The following is a 15,329-nucleotide window of genomic DNA, read 5'->3' as shown; positions in this document are numbered from 1 at the left end:
AAAAATGCCGCCTTCCGCGAAAGAAGACGGCATTCAGTTGAGGTTGAGAAGCCTTAGTCCTTGAAGCCGGGAAGTCGTCGGCCCTTGTAGTAACCCTCGGGGCTGGCGTTGTGGTTCTTTCGGAACGGCTCGCCATCGACCTGCTTGGTCGAGGTGATCTCCGGCAGTTCGGTCGTATAATTGGTACGGCGCAGGGCCGTTCGCTGGTGGCTAAATCGTCGCTTAGGATTTGGCATTTCTTCTGTCGTCCTCTTACTTCTTCTCTCGGTGCAACGTGTACTTGCGCAGGTTCTTATTGAACTTCATCAGCTCAAGTCGGTCGGGAGTGTTTCGCTTGTTCTTGGTGGTCGTGTAATAACTCTTCCCATCCTCGGTGCACACGAGCCGGATAATTTCTCTGATTTCGCCTTTTTTCTTCGCCATGGGACAATCCTCAACTCGGTGCGGCTTTGATGAGATTCGGGCGCGCACCCGGCAGAACCTTTATTATGGTCAAAAACTGAATCGTTTTGCAACGGGTCTTCGTCTGCGTTTCAGATCTTTGCGAGTTGCTCGTTTCCTTTGCGGATATCGTCCTTCGCTTTCTCGAAATACAGACCGACCGCGTCGACCGTTTTCTTAGTTCGAATCACCTCGTCGGAAACCGTTGCGTAGGTCTTCTTGGCCGAGTCCACCCAGGTGGCAAACTGCTCGCGATTGAGTTTCGAAACATCGACTTTTGGCATGGATGCCAGCGATTTTTCGGCAGAAGCTAACCAGCGCGATCCGACGTGCTGATGGAATTCGCTAGCCTTACCTTGGACGATGCCAAGTTTGGCCGCCATCGCGTGACGTGTGCCTGCTGGAGCAAACCAAATGCCCAGACCGGCACCTATTCCGAGCAGAAGCCCGGCACGAACAAAACTCTTCAACATGGTCAAAAACCTCAAGTACTTTGTTATGTTTGGCGGTTTTTGCCGGAACTGGAGGCCCGCTGTATATTTTGAGGAACCTACAAAGCAAAGCCCTCACCGTTGAACGGTGAGGGCTTTTAGACGGCTGTACTGGCTAGTACTGCTTGAGCGTGTAGCCCTTTCGATACTTTCGCGAGTAGGACAGGTTGTTCTTGCCGTTGTTGCCAATCACGTCCATCTTCTTCTTGTCGAACTTCACCGTTTGCCCAGAGTACAGGGCCATGTTGGAAAGGTGGCAGGCGATGGTCGTCTGGCCAACTGAGTGAAGATCGGATCGCGGCTTCTCTCGGCTCTTGACGCAGTCGAGGAAGTTTCGCCAGTGATCCGAATCCAACGGCGCCGCTGGTTCTTTTTCAAGTTCTTTTCCGTTGGCATCGAGAATGAGCCAGTTGCCTCGCCAAACTCGTAGCGTTCGTCCATCGGCTGAGATAAATTCGCAACCGTTGCCATCCTTGCCGGGATGATCTCTCAAGAGGGACCAGGTCAGGACGAAATCTGGATCACTGAATCGCATCACCGATTCCACGCTGTCAAAGGTGTCGCGATCGTCGCCGTCGGAAGCCCAGAGTCCGCCGTAGGTTGCGACCTCATCGGGCATCACCAGGTCGAGTCCCTTGCTCATACCCAGCAGGGCAATGTCGATCATGTGGACTCCCCAGTCGGTGGTGATTCCGCCGCCGGTATTTCGAACCCATCGCCAATTGTAGTGAGTCTTGTTCGCTTGGTACGGCTTCATTTCGGCTGGTCCGCACCACATGTCATAGTCGAGGGTCGAAGGAGGGGTTGTCGGGCTTTGATGGCCGATCTTGGTTCCGTCCCATCCCCAGACGCGGCAGTGGGTGATTCGGCCAAGCTTTCCGGCGCGAATGTATTCGATCGCATCGTGAAACTCTCGCGTACTTCGTTGCCAAGTTCCAACCTGCACGACTTTGTTGAAGTGCGCTTTGGCCGCCATCATCGCCTTGGCTTCGACAAAGTTGTGGCTGATCGGCTTTTCGCAGTAGGCGTCTTTGCCCGCCTCACAAGCATGAATCAGGTTGAGGGCGTGCCAGTGGTCGGGCGAGCCGATGACCACCGCATCGATATCCTTTCGCTCCAGCATTTTGCGATAGTCCGTGTAGGTGTCCGGCTTTTTGCCGTTCTTGTCGGTCAGGAATTTGATTTCGTCTCCCATGCGCGAGGTATCGACATCGCAGATAGCGGCAAACGCACAGTCGTCGTAGTTGAGCAGGTTGCGCATATTGGCGGCGCCCATGCCGTGGCAGCCGATGAGGCCCATGACGATTTTGTCACTGGGTGCGGCTTTTTTCTTGGCGCCTTCCGGCATCTTTTCGATACCCATGCTGGCGAATGACGATGTGCCCAAGCTGAGCCCGGCGGCGGTCGTCGCGGTGGTTTGGAGGAATTTTCGGCGGGAGAAGTTCTGATTGGAATCCATGAGTCAACCCTGACTCCTGAATCTTACTACCATCGTACTGATTCGTTCAATGTCAAACCGAGAGTCCACCAATCCATCCCGTCCGGCGGGTAAAAGTTACGAATGAGCGAAGCGCCTCCGAAGGCCGAAGAAGGCAAGAAGGAACAGACTTACCCCCTCGATTTCTCCAAGGGTCCGGTTGTGACCAAGCATAAGGTCGGTGACCTAAAGTACACCGCCACCGTCGGCCTGATGCCGATCAACGATGAATTTGGCGAGCCGGAAGGCGGCATTTTCTACATCGCCTACACCAAAGACGGCGTCAAGGACCCCTCGAATCGCCCTGTGATGTTCAGCTTTAACGGCGGACCGGGAAGCTCGTCGGTCTGGCTTCACCTTGGTGTCGTTGGCCCGAAGCGAGTCGTGATGGAAGCGGACGGCAACATGCCGAAGCCGCCCTTCAAACTCGTCGACAACGAGTACACCTGGCTGGAGAACACCGATCTCGTCTTCATCGACCCGATTGGGACCGGCTATAGCCGCCCGGCCAAAAAGGATGGTGGCAAGAAGTTTTGGAGCTTGGAAGGCGACATCGAGTCGATCGGCGAGTTCATTCGGCTCTACCTGACGCGAAACAACCGATGGGGTTCGAAACTGCACCTGGTGGGCGAAAGCTATGGAACCACGCGAGCGGCTGGTCTGTCCGGTCACCTCATCGAAAAGGGCATTGCGTTCAATAGCATCGTGCTGGTTTCGTCGATCCTGAACTTCCAGACCGCGCGCTTCAACAAAGGCAACGACTTGCCGTACCAAGTCTTTCTGCCGACCTACACCGCCACCGCGTGGTTCCACAAGAAGACGAAGTACAAGACGCTCGAATCCGCCCTGAAAGCAAGCGAGGAGTTTGCCGCCAGCGATTACGTGTTGGCTCTGGCGAAAGGCGCATCGATGACCGATGCGGAGCGCAAGACCGTCCGTTCGAAGTTGTCAGCACTGACCGGATTGAGCGAAGACTATGTGGAAGCCACCGATCTTCGCGTCAATATCCACCGCTTTTGCAAGGAGCTTCTGCGCAACGAAAAGCGTACGGTTGGCCGCTTGGATAGCCGGTTCAAAGGCATCGATGAGAACGCCGCGACCGAGCACCCTGAACACGATCCGTCCATGACCGCGATCATGGCTCCCTATACGGCGACGATCAACGACTACCTTCGCCGGGAGCTTGGCTGGGAGACCGACCAGCCTTACTACGTGTTCAACCCCGGCGAGCTTTGGAAGAATTGGTCCTACGGCGATGCGGGCGCCGGCCACCCGGATACGTCCGAGTCACTGCGCGCCGCACTGTCAAAGAATCCGTACATGAAGGTGTTCATCGCCTCCGGTTACTACGACCTGGCGACCCCGTACTTTGCCACCGAATACACCCTCAACCACCTGGGTCTGGATTCCACCCTGCGAGACAACATTCAGACGAAGTACTACGAAGCCGGACACATGATGTATATCGACGAAGGATGCCTCAAGAAGCTCCACGAAGACATCTCCGATTTCTACAAGTAAGAGACCGACCGTGCATACCAAAGCCACCCTTCCAAAGAGGGTGGCTTTTTTTTCATCCCGAATGAATTCATATAGATACATATACCCCCTATAGGTATATAATATTCGCCGGAGAACCTTATGCGCAGAGCTTTCACTCTTATCGAACTGCTCGTCGTGATCGCCATCATCGCGATCCTCGCCGCCATCCTTTTCCCCGTCTTCGCCCAAGCAAAGGCGGCGGCGAAGAAAGCGGTCGACCTCTCGAACCAAAAGCAGATCGTCATGGCGATCATGCTGTATGCAGGCGACAACGATGACCAAACCTGCAAGACCCACCACGACCTCGCCGCCAACGAGACCATCGCCGACCTGTACACCTGGTTCCAACCGCTCCAGCCGTATATCAAGAGTCGGGACATCTTCCGCGATCCGGTCCTCAATGACACACCGACCCTCTTCCCTTATCCGGTAACCCTTGCCGATTGGCAGACCTACCGCACCGACTACCTCATCAACGGCTTCTTCGCCCACGGCGCAAACCTCACGATGTTTTCGCGGCCAGCCGAGCAGATCATCCTTGGCGAACGTCATGCCGGTATCGCCTTCTTCGACTACCACCCGTGGCCGTCGGCGCCGGATGACAACTGGGAGCGGGGCTTCCTCGACGGCTCTGGCTATCAAATCGGTGATATCGACACGGATTCGCAGATTCCCGATCCGAAGAACGTTGGGCGACACACGAACGGCAATAACTACGCCTTCGTGGATGGCCACGCCAAGTGGTTCCACTTCGCCTCGACCTTGGACAAGACGCTTCCGCAGTTAGACGTTCACAACTGGGGCATGCACAACATCGACAACTTGCCCTCCAACGAGGAATGACCCAAGCTTCGCCCGTCGCTTTCAGACGGGCGGACCCAACTTCCCTATGTCAGCTCAGCAAAGCCAGTCGACGGCCAGCACCGTCAAAATTGTCATCGCCCTGATTGCGATTGCCTTAGCGGTCGCGATCATCGTCATTCTCTGGACCCGAGGAAGCAATTCGTCGGGCACGGTTCAGACCGAGGTCAGGCAGATGAAAGCCGGTGCTCGGTCGAAGGGGCGGTAGTTTCCGCCCCTTCCCCTTAATGGTGATGGGGGATCAGATTGAGCGCGATCACGATGATCGCAATGATCCACATGGTGATGATCCGAACTCGCCGGGCATGCTTGTCATCCTCTCCACAACAACCTTTGTGTGACCGATACGCATTGCGGAAGCCCCACACCAACTGAACTACCATGAACGCCAGCAGGTAGGGCCGATAAGGGTCCAATACCTTTGCAAATCGCGCACCCGTTCCTCCGACGGCGAGCAGAAGCGGCGGCACCCAGCAACAGGCGTTCGCCAATGCCGCAACCCCGAGGGTTGCCAATGCGCTCTTCACAATTTGCAAACGGTGCTGAGACGGAGATGAGACATTCGATATCATGGCGCTAAGGTCAATATACCCTATGGGGGTATATTGACCCTCCTCCTTAAACTAAAATTCCCCGAGGAATCTCGGGGAATTCAATGTTGGGACGCTAGTTGCTGCCGGTCAGGCAGTCGTGCTCGAACTTCTCGACGTCGTCGTGAAGTTTCACACGCGAACTCTTTTCGATGTACATCATGTGGCCAGCCGGATAGTACGCAAACGAGAGGTGCTTTCTCGTTTCTTCATCGAGGCCCATGTGGTCGATCGTATAGAGGGTGGCGTTGAGAGGGCAGGCGAGGTCGTAGTACCCGCAGCAGTAGAGCACGCGCAGGTGCTGGTTCGCGGCGAGAACGCTCCGCAGGTCGGACGACGTCTCTGGATAGCTCCCCTCCGGGCTCTCCCAAGGGTAGACATTGCCAAAGTTGTTGTATTGGAGGTCGGTTTTCAGCCCTAGGTCGTTTAGGAAGTAGTCGTGGATCGCGCTAGTGAACGGCGGCGTCACCGCATCGTCACTTGGGTCATTGGCTTGTTGGCCCCCGACCTTCAGCTCTTCTTTGGCTATCAGTCGACCATCGTACCGGCCGATTGACAGCCCCTCGTCCCGAAGCAGTTCTTTGAAGAACTGCCATTCGGGAACACGAAGATTTGAACCGAGACAGTACTTTTTGGTGAGTCCAAGATACTCGGCCAGCTTGCCGGCGACCTCGTCCTTCTCCTTGGCCGAAAGGTTATCGCCACGAAGCAAAGCGGGGCCGTAGACATCGTCAACCCACTTTGTCGATTCAGCTACGACCTGCTCGACGCTCTTGAACCGCGGAGCCGCCTTGTGGTGGTACCAAGCGCAGGCAGCCATCGACGGCAGAAAGCCGATGTACGTCGCATCGTTGCCACGCATTCCGTCGAGCGTGAGGAAGTTGCTGGAGCCGGAGATGCTCACGAATCCGTTCAGGGCAATACCGTTCTGGAAGAGGCTCTGGGCCAGACCCGAGCCGCGTATGCCGCCGTAGCTTTCGCCCGCCACGAACAAAGGCGACTTCCAGCGGTTATGGACGCTCAGCCATTCCTTGACGAAATTGGTGAACGCCCGGATGTCCTGGCGGACCCCGAAATACTTCTTCCCAAGCTCGGGTTTGGCGAGACGGCTGTAGCCGGTGCCGGGGGCGTCGATGACGACGACATCGGTGAAATCCAGCCACGTGTCTGGGTTATCGACAGCCTGATAGGGTGGCTTCGGCAGTGACCCGTCGTCGGGCATCGGGGCTCGCTTGGGTCCCAGTGCACCCATGTGGAGCCACATCGTCGCACTTCCCGGACCACCGTTGAAAGCAAAGGTCACCGGGCGAGACGATGCGTCCGCGCCATTCTTTTCGTAGGCCACGTAGAACATGCGGCACTCGACTTCGCCCTGCTCGTTTCGAAGCGGGATCTGGGCGGCGGTCGCCTTATAGTCCAGTTTCTTTCCGCGAAGTTCGATGCTGTGATTGGTGACAGACGGCTTGATTTCGATGTTCGCCTGGGCGTCCTTTTTCGGCTCGGTTGGCTTGGGCGGCTCCTGAGCAAGGCAAGCGATCGGCAAAAGGAGGAGGATTCCTGTGATGGCCCGAAAATGCATGGGCAGATGTTACCTATTAGGCCCTAGACGTCAGGCGCATAATCTAGTCGTGGGTCTGTACCGCGATCTGTTGGGGCCGGAGTACGAGCGGTTGGCTCCGTCGCTCCAGACATTCCACGATGGACTGGGTGCAGAGGGCACGTTCGACGTGGTCTGGTCCCCAGGTTGGACAAGCAGACTGGCCTGTTGGATCATGCAGTTGCCGAAACCCGGAAGCGATCTTCCCACCCAACTATTAATCAGCTCGAACAACGGAACCGAGGTGTGGGACCGAACGTTCAAAAAGTCAAAACTCGTCACCATCCAGACAGAGAACAAGGGCTACTTATGCGAGACGAAGTGGCCGATTTCCTTCGAATTTGAAGTGCGGATTGTGGACGGCGGGCTGGACTATTCCTCCATACGAACGCGATTGATGGGTTGCCCTTTGCCGAATTTCTTAAGCATCAGAATCGAGGCTACCGAGCGCCCTAGCGAAAGGGGCTTGCACACAAGGGTGCGATTCCTTTTGCCGGGGCTAGGCCAGATTTGCCAATATGAGGGAGAGTTGTGCTCGACATGAAAACGGCAATCTGGATTCTCTTGGTGCAAGCTATCCTCGGCGCGACCGACACGCTCTACTACCACGAATACAAACTTCGCCTGCCCCACGGCGACCACACGCAAACCGAACTGCGCCTCCACGCCGTGCGCGACTTCTGCTACGCAATTATCATCGGCTCGCTGGGGTTCGTCACCTGGCGAGGACCGTTAGCTTGGATTCTTTTTGCCATCCTGCTTGCCGAAATCGTGATCACCCTGTGGGATTTCGTCGAGGAAGACAAGGTTCGCAAGCTGCCGCCAGGTGAGCGATGCATGCATACCGTCATGGGAATCGTCTACGGCGCGTTCCTCGCTTATCTCCTGCCCGAGCTATACAAGTGGAGCCAAGGGCCCCTCGGTTGGGGACCCAGCTACCATGGCTTCCCGGCTTGGATTCTGTTGCTCATCGCCACCGGCGTCGCCGTCAGCGGGGTCCGGGATCTCATCGCCAGTTTCCGCCCTGAAAAATCCTAGCTTGGTGACTTAAGTACGAATCTGTATAATGGCGTGAGGTAAAGAAGATGGCTGTACCCGTCGCAAAACAAACCAACGTCATGGATGAGAATTTCGGTGGCGTGACCTATCACATTCAGGGCGAACTCGTTCCCGTTCTTCAAATTGAAATCTCTGAGATGCCGGTCTACTTTGAGCACCACATTTTGCTTTGGAAAGACCCGGCGCTCAATATTGGGGTGAAATCTCTCGCTGGCGGACTCAAGCGAATGGTAGCGGGAATGCCGCTATTCATGGTCGAGACGCAGGGACGAGGTCGAATTGGCTTCAGCCGCGATGGCGCCGGTCACGTTTTCGGCATCCACCTCCGCCACGGCGAACGTTTGGACGTTCGCGAGCATCAGTGGTTGGCGGCAACGAATAACTTGGACTACACGTTCACGAGAGTCAAGGGCCTGGCCAACATGCTCTTTTCGGGCACCGGCTTCTTCATCGACACCTTCACCTGCTCCGGCCCAGAGGGCATTTTGTGGATGCACGGTTATGGCAATGTTTTCGAAGTGACGCTCGCTCCCGGTGAGATGATCGACATCGAGCCAGGTGGTTGGATCTACAAAGACGTGACGGTGAAGATGGACACGATTATGCAGCGGCTCTCGACTGGGCTCTTCGCCAGCGCCGGAAATTTGGTGTTCAACCGATTCACCGGTCCGGGGCGCATTGGCCTCCAGTCCATGTATCTGCACCTGGCCAGTTCCGAGTAAACGCCGACGCGCGAACATGAATATTACATGAACAAATTCGGTAGTCCCGACTCAAATTGGGACTACTTGCCTCCGCGCGTCCTAAAATTGCACTTGGGTTAAGCGCGTGTGGGGTTACGCACCTGAAACTTCGTCTTGATTGGGGCTCGCCTAGGGCCCCACGACGAACTCGTGATACGATAGAAGTATGGATCGAGAGGTCATCCACCGACTGGCGGTCTCCCGCGACTTCCTCGCAGACAATTGCGCGGGCGGCGTGTCTTTGAGCGAGGTCGCTGATGCCGCGACGATGTCTCCGTTCCACTTCCATCGTCTGTTTTCCCAGCGGTATGGCATGACGCCTCAGGAGTTCAAGACTCAGCGTAGGCTTGAACGCGCTAAGGAACTTCTGCTTGAAAATTGTCTCTCCATTACCGAGATCGCGTTCGAGCTTGGCTATGAAAGCCCGGCGACATTTTCAACCCTCTTTCGAAAGCGTTTCGGGCTGAATCCGACCGAATTTCGGTTCAGAGCCTGCCGCGCATACGCGCTTGGACGTATTTGGGGACATCGGTTCATTCCCCACTGTTTCACCACCCAGCGGTACTCCCTGCCAACAAAATAGCAAGATCGAAAAAGAAGAAATCGCGTCGTCGCGATATCATCGTAAGCATGGTTACGCGATTCTCACACGCTCCCATCTTCGTCAAGGATCAGGATTCAGCCTACGACTTCTATGTGAATAAGCTTGGCTTCGAGGTGCGCACCGACGCCATGATGGGCGAATTCCGATGGCTGACCGTCGGCCCCAAAACCCAGCCCGACTTCGAAATCATTCTCATGCCCATCCGAAGTCCAATGGCCCAAGAGGGTAGCGCCGAATTGCTTGAGAAACTTCAAGAAATCGGCACGCTGGGGGCCGGGGTTTTTGAAGTCGACGACTGCCGTGCGACCTACGAGGAACTGAAGGCTAAGGGGGTCCAGTTTCGAGGGGAGCCCGAGGAGCAATTCTATGGTATCGAGGCGATCATGGTCGATGATTCGGGCAACTGGTTCAGCATGACCCAACACAAGCCCCACTAGTCATTGGGTTAGAATGGCGGTATGAGCGAGCGAACGCAGACGATCATCCCAATGCTGTCCTACGAGGACGGGGAGGCCATGATGGATTGGCTGATTCGCGCCTTTGGGTGTGAGCAGAAGGAGCGGTGGGTCGAAGGCGGCCGGTTGACCCACGGCGAACTGCAGTTCGGAGACCAAGTGGTCATGCTCGCTTCGCCGACGCCTGACTATCAATCGCCGAAGACTGTTCAGGAGCACTATTCACCGGCTGCCAAATGGTCAACCGCGCCCTACATTTTTAATGGCGTTCTGGTTCAGGTGGCCGACATCGAGTCGCACTTTGCTCGGACCAAAGCCGCCGGTGCGACGATCCTTTCTGAAATCGAGACCGGCTTTCCGGGTCCGCGGTATCGCGCCGAGGACCCAGAAGGCCAGCGATGGTTTTTCCTCCAGCCAATGTAGAACAGAGGTTCGAAACAGCGAGTCTCGGCTGCGTTTAGGAGAGCGATCCTAGCAAGAAATTCCTTCGCGCCAGTCACCTAGCGAAAGTCAATTCGTCGGACAGCCACAAAGGCTTCGACCACAGCGGGGTCGAATCGCGATCCGCTTTCACTCACAATCTCGGCCTTGGCTCTCTCGAGAGCGTCAGGATCCGAGCCAAAGGATTCGAATAGGTTTTGGTAGGCGTCCGCCAGGGCCACCACCCTTGCTTCAATCGGGATTTCTTCGCCTCGCAATCCCGACGGATAACCTTTGCCGTCGTATCGTTCGTGATGATGGGCAGCGATCCTTTCCGCGACCTGCAATAACGGACTGCGGCTGTTCGCGAGAATCGATGCGCCGACCTCGCAGTGCTTCCTCAGCGCACTTTCTTCGTTCCGGCTCAGCCTGCCGTTTTTCGTAAGAATGGAATCGGGAACCCCGACCTTCCCCAAGTCATGAAGGAGCGCGGCTTCCTTGATCAAGCGAACCTGTTGGGACGATAGGCCAAGCGCCGAGGCGATCTTGGCCGACAGTTCACTGATGCGCCGCGTGTGGTCACCATCGTTATTGTCGCGGTATTCGCTCGCACGCGAAAGGCGGTGGATGATATCGAGATAGGATTGCTCCAACTCTCGGGTGTGCTCGCGAACCCTTTCTTCCAGGTCGATATTCCTTTCATTGAGTTCCTTACTCAGGTAACGCATGGAAACAAAGTTCCGCATCCGAAGCAAGATTTCTGTCGAGTCGAGCGGCTTTGCCAGAAAGTCCGTTGCGCCCAGTTCAAGCGCGCGCTTCCGAACATTATGAGTGGCTTGGGCGGTGAAGACAAGAATCGGCAGGTAGACCCCTGAACGTTGAAGGGGACGCAGGATTTTTAAAACCTCGAAGCCATCCAATTCGGGAATTTGTAGATCGAGAAGGATGATATCGGGGTTGAATGCGGCACCTTCGACTACTGCCTCACGGCCCGACATCGCCATTCTCACATCGTCGTATCCACCGACGTTAAGAAGGCGGAGAAGATAGTGGAGGTTGGTCGTGTCGTCATCGACGACCAGAACTTTGGGGCTAAAGTGGCCTGAAACCGCCATCGTCGTCACCTCTATCCATCGAGATCAGGGCGACGCGAAGTCAAACACACCCATGATAGCGTGGAGTTCGACAGGCCAATGTGCAACAACCTGCCCATCGGCTCACGCTATGGATCCACCCGAAATCACCTCATTATACAAATTTTGTTTATCTTTGGCTAATCGGCAGGGTTAGAACAAATCGAACGAACGAACCGCTAAAAAGGCGTCAACCACCTGAGGGTCAAACTGACGACCCTTCTGAGATAGAATTTCCGCCTTCGCGGACTCTCTGTCCCAGGCCTTCTTGTAGGGTCGTTCATGGGTCAGCGCGTCAAAGACGTCTGCCACCGAAACAATTCGCGCCTCGATCGGAATCTCTTCGCCTCGTAATCCGGAAGGATATCCTGATCCGTCGTATCGCTCGTGGTGATGAGCCGCAATCTTCTCTGCCATTTGAAGGAGCGGAGTATTTCCTTGAGCGAGAATCGACGCCCCGGCCATGCAGTGCTGTTGCATCTGCCTAAACTCTTCCTCTGTCAAACGGCCGGGCTTGAGCAAAATCGAATCGGGGATCCCAATTTTTCCAAGATCGTGAAGCAGAGCGGCAAGCTGAATCAGTTTGACCGTATCGGTCGGCAGCCGAAGAGCCGTCGCGATTCGCGCCGACAGTTCCCCCACCCGCCGGGTGTGATGCCCGGTGTCGTCGTCGCGATATTCACCGGCCCGCGCTAATCGGTGAATGACGTCGCGGTGCGATTCCTCAAGCTCGCGTGTGCGCGCACGCACGCGCTCTTCTAAGTCGATATTGCGCTCGTTCAACTCCTTACTCCAGAAGCGCATCGTCAGGAAGTTTTTGACGCGAAGCAGAATCTCGGTTGCGTCACCGGGTTTGGTCAAGAAGTCGCTGGCCCCGAGTTCCAGTGCCTTCTTTCGCGCCGAGTGCGTTGCGTCGGCGGTAAAGACCAGGATGGGCAGATAGACTCCCGAGTTGCGAAGCGGCCGCATCACCCTCAGCACTTCGTAGCCGTCCATCTCTGGCATTTGGAGGTCCAGCAGAATCAAATCGGGATCGTATGAGGCCCCTTCCAACAGAGCTTCTCGACCCGAACTTGCCGTCCGAATGTCATCGTATCCGCCGATATCCAGCAGGCGTTTCAAGAAGTGAATATTGGTGGCGTCATCGTCAACCACCAAAATCTTCGGATGATATTGAGCGGACGTGTCCATCACGTCCTCACTCCACCTCTGTGGGTGGAAAAGTCATTCGGCGAGGCGTCAAACGAAAATCCGCATGAGCAGTTGAGCGGAAAACTTTTTTCCACTTCTCAAATTTTTCAAGCTCCTGTCGGATTCTCCTGTTTGGGTTCATTGCCTCACCTCACGAACCAGTGAAAGTATTATACGAATTTTATCAATACTCTATTAGCCAAATTCTCGCCAAGAGACTTTACGCTAACAACCTACAAACTAGACCAAGCGGGTCATTAGTTCAAGAATGACGCAAAAAACTGGGCTGAACGGGACCTTTGGTACTCCCATGGGGCATCGGGAGTCAGTGAGATACTGTTAGAAATACCGGGTTCCTCCATGTCGATCGCGATGTTAAGGGCCTGCTAGATTGGCCGTTTTAGCTTGCATATAGCTTTAGAGGCCATTCCTGGACAATTTATAGAATTCGAAGTGTCGATGAATACCCGGATGTTAAGAACAAGTCCGTAATCCTAATTTTCGATGGTCCAAGCATAACCATCAAGCTTTCTGTGTCATTTCAAGAAATTGATAAAACTGGCGGCATATTTACGGGGCATATACTGGCCAAAACCCCAACGATGAGCGTGTAGGTCTTTGGGCCCAGTATCAGCCTGACGGTTCTGGTAATGGGCCTTGCCGTTCGACGATTACGACTTTTTCCGGCTCGAAGAGCAAAAAGCGTGCAACTTTGTTCATGAAACTGCCATTGCCACCAGTACCAGAAGTCAGCCAAATTGCCGGAAATTTGTACTCGAAACGCCTAATATTCAATCTCTTTTTTCGACAATCTAGACGGTCTTGTCAAGTTTACTCTTCTCGGTGTAGAATGCGCGGAAGGAGAGAGTCCATGAAATTTCATTTTCGCCTTGTTGCGTCTGCCGCTCTCGGGCTAGCCATCGCGGCATCGTCCATTGCCAGTACTATTCAAAACATTCCCGGTGTCCAAGAGTTCACCGGCCAGATGATCGTCCGCCCTCTCCAGGTCGACGACATGATGGCCAAGAACTGGACTGCGGACAAAATTACAACCGCCCGCAACCGGGCCAAAGGCCGCTTGCGAAGCAACTACCTTCGCTACCACCCGGAGACCGACGAATACGTCGTTCGTGTCCCGTGGGGCAAAAACGAAGTTTCGTATTCGGCTGAGCTCATGCGGACCGGCGACTACCAGTACGCCTGCCCTAACTACCGACTCTATCCGACCAACAATCCGAACGATCCCCTTTTCAGCCAGCAGTGGCACCACCAGACCATCCAGTCTCCGCTCGCGTGGAACTTCTGGACCGGCGGCTCGAATTTCGAAGTCACCTTCGTGGATACGGGCATTACCAAAACCCACCCCGACCTGAAGGACCTGCTGCTTCCCGGATACAACTCCGTTGATCGAAAGACCGAAGCAGAAGGTGGCGACATTACCGACATCAATGGCCATGGAACCCACGTTTCGGGTTGTGGCGCGGCGGCTGGTAACAATGGCGTCGGCGTCTCGGGTGTTGGTTGGAACTTCAAGATTCGCTTCGTTAAGACGTCCAACGTCGCCAGTGGCGGTGCGGCCTTCGACGACATCATGACGGGTGCCCGCTGGGCTGTCGATCATGGCTCGAAGACGATCAGCGCCTCCTACAGCGGTGTCGATAACGATGTCGTCAGCACAACAGGAACCTATATCAAATCGAAAGGCGGTCTCTTCCTGTACGCTGCCGGTAATGACGCCCGCGACCTCAGCGGTTTCTCCTACGACGACGTCATCGTCTGCGGTGCCTCCAATGAGCAAGACGGCAAAGCGAGCTTTTCGGCCTATGGCCGTGGTGTCGGCGTCTTCGCTCCGGGAACCAACATCCTAAGCACGACGATGGACGGTGCCTATGGTCTGGCCAGCGGCACGTCGATGGCTACGCCGGTCACGAATGGCGCGGTAGCGACCATTTGGTCCGTCAATCCCACCCTCACGCCGGACGAAGTTCAGACCATCCTCTACAACACCTGCGACAATATTGGTTCGAGCTCGATCTTTGGTCACGGCCGAATCAACGTGTTCCGAGGCGTCTTGCTGTCGCTATCGACGCTGGCACGTGACACCACCATCAGTGATGTGGGCGTCCAAACCGGCACCTACTCGTCTGGCAATCTCGGCAGCGTTCAAGATTCAAACCTTAACAATGCCTATAAGGTCAACAGTGTGTACTCGGGTGCAATCGGTACGATCGCGGCAACCAATATGGCCTGCTCGTTGCCGACCGACCAAGGTACGATCTCGAGCTTTAGCCTTGCGGCGACGTTCAAGGTTACGGGAACGAAGCCGACCTCCGTGTTGGGCTATGTGCTCAACGTCAACACCGGCAACTACGATCTGGTCTCGACCAAGGGCGCCTTCCCGAACACCGATACCACCATCAACCTGAAGCTTGGTTCGGCGACCTCCAACTACGTAGCCAGCGACGGAACGGTGAAGGTCATCCTTCGCTCGGTGGTTCCTTCCCGGTTCGGCAAAACCAACAATCAATTGTTGATCGGCTACGCCAAAGGGCGATACTCGATCGCACCAACGTTCTAATCCAGAACTCTCTCTCCCTCTCCTCCGGCGGCTTGTTCCGACGGGGGAGTTTTTCTTGATGCAGGAATGTCAAATCGTTCAATATTAAAGTAAAGTGAGGGAATAGATACGGCGGGAGTTATGGTTATTCCCGGCAAGGTCGAAGTT

18 protein-coding genes are annotated in these 15,329 nt (G+C 55.3%); 10 read left to right on the top strand and 8 right to left on the bottom strand.

Annotated elements, in window-relative coordinates:
• Positions 1-53: 53 nt before the first annotated feature.
• The 4 genes from rpmF to GC165_18635 form a co-directional block, all read right to left on the bottom strand.
• Complete coding sequence (gene rpmF / locus GC165_18650) at positions 54-236, bottom strand: 50S ribosomal protein L32 (GenBank protein ID MBI1334891.1); 183 nt, start codon at positions 234-236, stop codon at positions 54-56.
• Between the two features lie 16 nt (positions 237-252).
• Positions 253-423 (bottom strand): 50S ribosomal protein L33, encoded by a 171-nt coding sequence (rpmG, locus tag GC165_18645; protein ID MBI1334890.1) that lies wholly within the window; start codon positions 421-423, stop codon positions 253-255.
• Positions 424-533: 110 nt separating this feature from the next.
• Entirely contained in the window at positions 534-914 is a 381-nt protein-coding gene (locus GC165_18640; protein ID MBI1334889.1) for a hypothetical protein, read from the bottom strand.
• 133 nt (positions 915-1,047) lie between these two features.
• On the bottom strand, positions 1,048-2,391 hold the full coding sequence (locus GC165_18635; protein MBI1334888.1) for a hypothetical protein: 1,344 nt from the start codon (positions 2,389-2,391) through the stop codon (positions 1,048-1,050).
• Between the two features lie 102 nt (positions 2,392-2,493).
• Between GC165_18635 and GC165_18630 the strand changes: the two genes are divergently transcribed.
• From GC165_18630 to GC165_18620, 3 genes are all read left to right on the top strand, one after another.
• Positions 2,494-3,930 carry a peptidase S10 gene (locus GC165_18630; GenBank protein MBI1334887.1) on the top strand — a complete coding sequence of 479 codons (1,437 nt, stop codon included), beginning with the start codon at positions 2,494-2,496 and terminating at the stop codon, positions 3,928-3,930.
• Positions 3,931-4,050: 120 nt separating this feature from the next.
• A complete protein-coding gene (locus GC165_18625) occupies positions 4,051-4,794 on the top strand; it encodes a prepilin-type N-terminal cleavage/methylation domain-containing protein (GenBank protein MBI1334886.1) in 744 nt (247 codons plus the stop codon).
• A gap of 46 nt (positions 4,795-4,840) precedes the next feature.
• Entirely contained in the window at positions 4,841-5,020 is a 180-nt protein-coding gene (locus GC165_18620) for a hypothetical protein (GenBank protein ID MBI1334885.1), read from the top strand.
• Between the two features lie 16 nt (positions 5,021-5,036).
• On the opposite strand, the gene GC165_18615 is transcribed toward GC165_18620, so the two are convergent.
• Positions 5,037-5,384, bottom strand: coding sequence for a hypothetical protein (locus tag GC165_18615; protein MBI1334884.1), 348 nt, complete (start codon positions 5,382-5,384; stop codon positions 5,037-5,039).
• Positions 5,385-5,478: 94 nt separating this feature from the next.
• The gene (locus tag GC165_18610) at positions 5,479-6,981 is read right to left on the bottom strand and encodes a peptidase S10 (protein MBI1334883.1); all 1,503 of its coding nucleotides are present in this window, start codon (positions 6,979-6,981) and stop codon (positions 5,479-5,481) included.
• Here GC165_18610 and GC165_18605 point away from each other — a divergent pair.
• The 6 genes from GC165_18605 to GC165_18580 all read left to right on the top strand — a co-directional run bounded on the left by GC165_18605 (position 6,965) and on the right by GC165_18580 (position 10,283).
• Positions 6,965-7,543 carry a DUF4166 domain-containing protein gene (locus GC165_18605; protein ID MBI1334882.1) on the top strand — a complete coding sequence of 193 codons (579 nt, stop codon included), beginning with the start codon at positions 6,965-6,967 and terminating at the stop codon, positions 7,541-7,543. The two genes, GC165_18610 and GC165_18605, sit on opposite strands and share 17 nt — an antisense overlap.
• Complete coding sequence (locus tag GC165_18600; GenBank protein MBI1334881.1) at positions 7,540-8,037, top strand: hypothetical protein; 498 nt, start codon at positions 7,540-7,542, stop codon at positions 8,035-8,037. Before GC165_18605 ends, GC165_18600 begins: the two co-directional genes overlap by 4 nt.
• Positions 8,038-8,084: 47 nt before the next feature.
• The gene (locus GC165_18595; GenBank protein ID MBI1334880.1) at positions 8,085-8,780 is read left to right on the top strand and encodes an AIM24 family protein; all 696 of its coding nucleotides are present in this window, start codon (positions 8,085-8,087) and stop codon (positions 8,778-8,780) included.
• 187 nt (positions 8,781-8,967) lie between these two features.
• Positions 8,968-9,384: a helix-turn-helix domain-containing protein gene (locus GC165_18590; GenBank protein ID MBI1334879.1), complete on the top strand. Its 417-nt coding sequence runs from the start codon at positions 8,968-8,970 to the stop codon at positions 9,382-9,384.
• Between the two features lie 47 nt (positions 9,385-9,431).
• Positions 9,432-9,842: a VOC family protein gene (locus tag GC165_18585; GenBank protein ID MBI1334878.1), complete on the top strand. Its 411-nt coding sequence runs from the start codon at positions 9,432-9,434 to the stop codon at positions 9,840-9,842.
• A 21-nt stretch (positions 9,843-9,863) separates the two neighbouring features.
• A complete protein-coding gene (locus GC165_18580) occupies positions 9,864-10,283 on the top strand; it encodes a hypothetical protein (protein MBI1334877.1) in 420 nt (139 codons plus the stop codon).
• Between the two features lie 77 nt (positions 10,284-10,360).
• Here GC165_18580 and GC165_18575 read toward each other — a convergent pair whose 3' ends face one another.
• Both GC165_18575 and GC165_18570 read right to left on the bottom strand, forming a co-directional pair.
• A complete protein-coding gene (locus tag GC165_18575; protein ID MBI1334876.1) occupies positions 10,361-11,395 on the bottom strand; it encodes a response regulator in 1,035 nt (344 codons plus the stop codon).
• Positions 11,396-11,566: 171 nt separating this feature from the next.
• Positions 11,567-12,604: a response regulator gene (locus tag GC165_18570; protein ID MBI1334875.1), complete on the bottom strand. Its 1,038-nt coding sequence runs from the start codon at positions 12,602-12,604 to the stop codon at positions 11,567-11,569.
• A gap of 718 nt (positions 12,605-13,322) precedes the next feature.
• Between GC165_18570 and GC165_18565 the strand changes: the two genes are divergently transcribed.
• On the top strand, positions 13,323-15,182 hold the full coding sequence (locus tag GC165_18565) for a S8 family serine peptidase (protein ID MBI1334874.1): 1,860 nt from the start codon (positions 13,323-13,325) through the stop codon (positions 15,180-15,182).
• The last annotated feature ends 147 nt before the right edge of the window (positions 15,183-15,329 follow it).

This window comes from Armatimonadota bacterium, from assembly GCA_016125185.1.
Lineage (GTDB): Bacteria > Armatimonadota > Fimbriimonadia > Fimbriimonadales > Fimbriimonadaceae > Fimbriimonas.
This window is presented reverse-complemented; position numbering and strand designations above follow the sequence as displayed.